At 38.0% G+C, this 3,380-nt stretch carries 3 protein-coding genes and 2 pseudogenes; 4 read left to right on the top strand and 1 reads right to left on the bottom strand.

All coding sequences use genetic code 11. The features are described from left to right. Positions 1-410: 410 nt before the first annotated feature. The gene (locus tag AB5903_RS22100; RefSeq protein ID WP_022103358.1) at positions 411-764 is read right to left on the bottom strand and encodes a helix-turn-helix domain-containing protein; all 354 of its coding nucleotides are present in this window, start codon (positions 762-764) and stop codon (positions 411-413) included. Positions 765-930: 166 nt separating this feature from the next. Here AB5903_RS22100 and AB5903_RS22095 point away from each other — a divergent pair, with 166 nt between their 5' ends. The 4 genes and pseudogenes from AB5903_RS22095 to AB5903_RS22080 form a co-directional block, all read left to right on the top strand. Continuing rightward, the gene (locus tag AB5903_RS22095) at positions 931-1,428 is read left to right on the top strand and encodes a dihydrofolate reductase family protein (protein WP_117956275.1); all 498 of its coding nucleotides are present in this window, start codon (positions 931-933) and stop codon (positions 1,426-1,428) included. An 11-nt stretch (positions 1,429-1,439) separates the two neighbouring features. Next, the gene (locus tag AB5903_RS22090) at positions 1,440-2,078 is read left to right on the top strand and encodes a SagB/ThcOx family dehydrogenase (protein WP_060385055.1); all 639 of its coding nucleotides are present in this window, start codon (positions 1,440-1,442) and stop codon (positions 2,076-2,078) included. A 179-nt stretch (positions 2,079-2,257) separates the two neighbouring features. Further along, positions 2,258-2,642, top strand: a pseudogene (locus AB5903_RS22085) (hypothetical protein). Continuing rightward, positions 2,608-3,306 (top strand): annotated as a pseudogene (locus AB5903_RS22080) (transposase); the annotation flags it as partial. The pseudogenes AB5903_RS22085 and AB5903_RS22080, both read left to right, overlap by 35 nt. Positions 3,307-3,380: the final 74 nt, after the last annotated feature.

Genomic DNA, 3,380 nt, shown 5'->3' with positions numbered 1-3,380 from the left:
TGACAAACTTTTCAAAGAACTCATTTTATTTACTGCCAGAGCCGCTTAGGCGTGGCGAATTTTTAACGAATTATTGATGCAATTAAATTGAATACTTATAATATACAACTTTATACTTTATAAGTAAGGAAACGAGCGATAGAAAACAACCGCTACTGTCATTACTGACATTTCTTATATTGTAGCCATAAATAGAGACATTTAGCAAGCATTGTAAATCATCTAAATAATTCATACACAAAGTATTGCAATTTAGTTGCTTTTTGTATCTTTAGACATTTGTCCGGCTTTGTCCACTGTTTGTCTGCCTATCTCATGGGTTCAAAGATATGGCTTCTTTTTGAACTATGCAAATATTTGATTTACAATCTTTAGGCTTTAGTGTAAGGATAATTAACTTATATAACGTATCAATCATTGATATTGACACTCTTCACATATTCCCGATGAGCAACACCCCATTGAATCATTGCTGCAATTAATTCTTTCAACCGAAACCCAGAAGATGTCAATTCATATTCTACCGTCACTGGCACTGTATTATAAACAGCTCTCTTTACAACCCCGTTCAATTCGAGTTCTTTTAATTCCTTTGACAACATACGGGGAGTAATATGAGGTATTTTCTTTTGAAGTTCATTAAACCTATATTTTCTAAAAAGCAAAGCCCGGATAATATTAAGCTTCCATTTACCGGATAAAATAGTCAGCGTATCATTTAGAGCAACAATATTTGAATAAGGGCATCCATTAAAGTCTTCCATATAACCAGTTTATTTAAATAGTCCACAACTATACTCTTGTATATTACTATACTAAAGTATATTGATATACTTTAGTAAGCAAAGATACACTACTTTTGCATCAAATCAAAACATTCATTCGATATTGAAAGGATGTTTCTAATATTAGCAATAAAAAAACAATCGTATGAAAGTAACATTAATTGCATCAGTGTCAGCAAATGGAAAAGTATTGCTGGCAAACAATCCCAATCATCAGATAGCACCGGAAGTCATGGAATTTCTTGTACAGAAAGCCGTTGAGTCCGGCAACATTATTTTTGGGTATTCTACTTATACCATGTTTATCGATGCGTTGCAAGATGCCCTTGCAGGAAAAGAAATCGTCGTGCTATCCAACAATCACGAAGCCCGAAGCGGTCACAAAACCGTTCATACTCCTGAAGAAGCGGTAGAATACCTAAGAGGAAAAGGAATGGAAGAAATAATCGTTGGTGGCGGAGTACAGACTTACAATGCTTTCCTTGACAAGGATTTGGTAACAGACATTTATTTCAATGTCACTCCAATGGTTATTGGTGACGGTGGTACTATTGGCTCAAAAGATGATTTATTCGTCAAGTTTGATAAAATGAATTATGAACCCATCATTGAAAATGTAATCAGACTTCATTTGAGTAAATAACAGGAGCAGATATGAAAAAAATAATTTTATCAGTTTTATTATTGGGCATTATAATGGGATTACAGGCTCAAGAATTGAAAGTTATAAATTTGAATAAGCCGGATAAAAGCAGAAATGTTACATTGATGCAGGCATTGAATAAAAGACATTCGGAACGAGCATTTGCCAATAAACAACTGACGCATCAGGATTTATCCGACCTGCTTTGGGCAGCCAACGGAATAAACCGTCCGTCAGAAGGCAAACGTACCGCACCATCGGCAAATAATGTACAGGAAGTTGACGTATATGTATGTATGAAAGATGGGTGTTATTTATACGATGCCAAAGCACATCAGTTGCAACCTGTTGCTAAAGGTGATTATCGTTCTGCCGTAGCCAGACAACAGAATTTTGTAACAGAAGCCCCTGTATGTCTGATACTGGTTGCTGACTTGTCCCGCTTTAATAGCGGAAATCCTGAACAGTTGCTAATTGTAGGAGCTTGTGATACTGGGATTATTTCTCAAAATATTTCACTATTCTGTTCCTCGGCTGGCTTAGTTACAGTACCACGGATGACAATGGATAAAAATGCATTGGAAAAAATATTAAAGCTAAAAAAGTCCCAACATTTATTACTAAATCATCCTGTCGGATATGCGAAATAAAGAGGGGATAAAAAAATTCAAAACATCTTTTTGCTAATTGAATAATTGCTTTTAATATCTAGTAAGGATAAGAATAAATCGAGGGTGCCAAATATTTTTACGTTGGTCCTTTTTTAGGCTCAGTAGATTTTTAGTGGGGATTATTTTTTATACTCATGAAGCATTACTTACTTCGCATTATGAAAAACGATTATTTGAACATGCTGGCCAGCCTTGTGTTGCCGGCGCAGATATTAGATTACTTCCTTATCTCAAGAGTTGAACAAACCTCTCAAGAGATTCATATCAGTCTGGATGAAAAGATGAATCCAGAGTTAAGCAACGACGTACATCTTGAATCCAAAGGTTTTATGGAAGCTGTAAATGTGACGGACTTTCCCATAGGAGATCATAAGGTAATTCTCAGAATCAGACGCCGGCGTTGGACAGACTTAAGCACAGGCAAAAGCTTTAGTATTCCCATCGACCTCAACGTTGTGCCAAGGGACCCGATACTCCAAAGAATTTGGAGCTTTTTTAAAAGAAACGTATGGAACCATCCCCGGTAACCTGCCGTACGCTTGAGGAATTCTATCATATAGACTGTCATACATTTGAGAAACAGTATAAGGAGGTCCTCAGTGGATATCGCAAGTGGGAGCAGCTATCTCATGCCGATGAATGGATGCTGTTTCCGGAGAATATGGGACTGCATTTGGCAATTGACGAGACCTCACTCTCCAACGGTAAACTTTACACCTTTGTGACCAACCACGATGCCTGTACGAGAGAGTGTTCCCTGGTAGCTGCCGTGGCAGGGACTAAATCAGAGGATGTAATAGCTGTGCTGCAACGAATTGACGAGGAAAGTCGCTATGCCGTTAAAGAGGTAACACTTGTTCTTTCAGACTCCATGCGCAAGATTGTACGGACTGCATTTCCTAAAGCCGGTCGTGTTATAGACCGTTTTCACATTCAAAAATTAGCTTGTGATGCCGTGCAGGAATTACGCATCAAACACCGTTGGGATGCCATACAGCAAGCCAACGAGGAAATGGAGGAAGCGAAACAGAACAACAAAGATTATGTCCCATACCGATATTCCAATGGTGATACTCGTAGGGAATTGCTTATACGTTCTCGGTATTTGCTTTTCAAGTCAGCCGATAAATGGACAGAAAGACAGAAACAAAGAGCAGCCATCCTATTTGAAGAATATCCTGATATCAAGAAAGCATATGGTTTGTGCGGGTCAGCGGATTTCCCCGGTTGGCAAGCTTTCTTTTAAGCGTATAGCCTAGCCAGTCTGAACATGAAGAATTT

It is taken from the genome of Bacteroides sp. 2201st1_D9_2201SCRN_220225 (assembly GCF_040928965.1).
In the GTDB taxonomy this organism is placed as follows: Bacteria; Bacteroidota; Bacteroidia; order Bacteroidales; family Bacteroidaceae; genus Bacteroides; species Bacteroides stercoris.
Note: the sequence above shows the minus strand (reverse complement) of the source record. Positions and strands in the feature narration are given on the sequence as shown.

Bases quoted from the DNA above. Each gene is read 5' to 3' on its own strand.
- AB5903_RS22100 (WP_022103358.1), bottom strand. From the start codon at position 764: ATGGAAGACTTTAATGGATGCCCTTATTCAAATATTGTTGCTCTAAAT.
- AB5903_RS22095 (WP_117956275.1), top strand. From the start codon at position 931: ATGAAAGTAACATTAATTGCATCAGTGTCAGCAAATGGAAAAGTATTG.
- AB5903_RS22090 (WP_060385055.1), top strand. From the start codon at position 1,440: ATGAAAAAAATAATTTTATCAGTTTTATTATTGGGCATTATAATGGGA.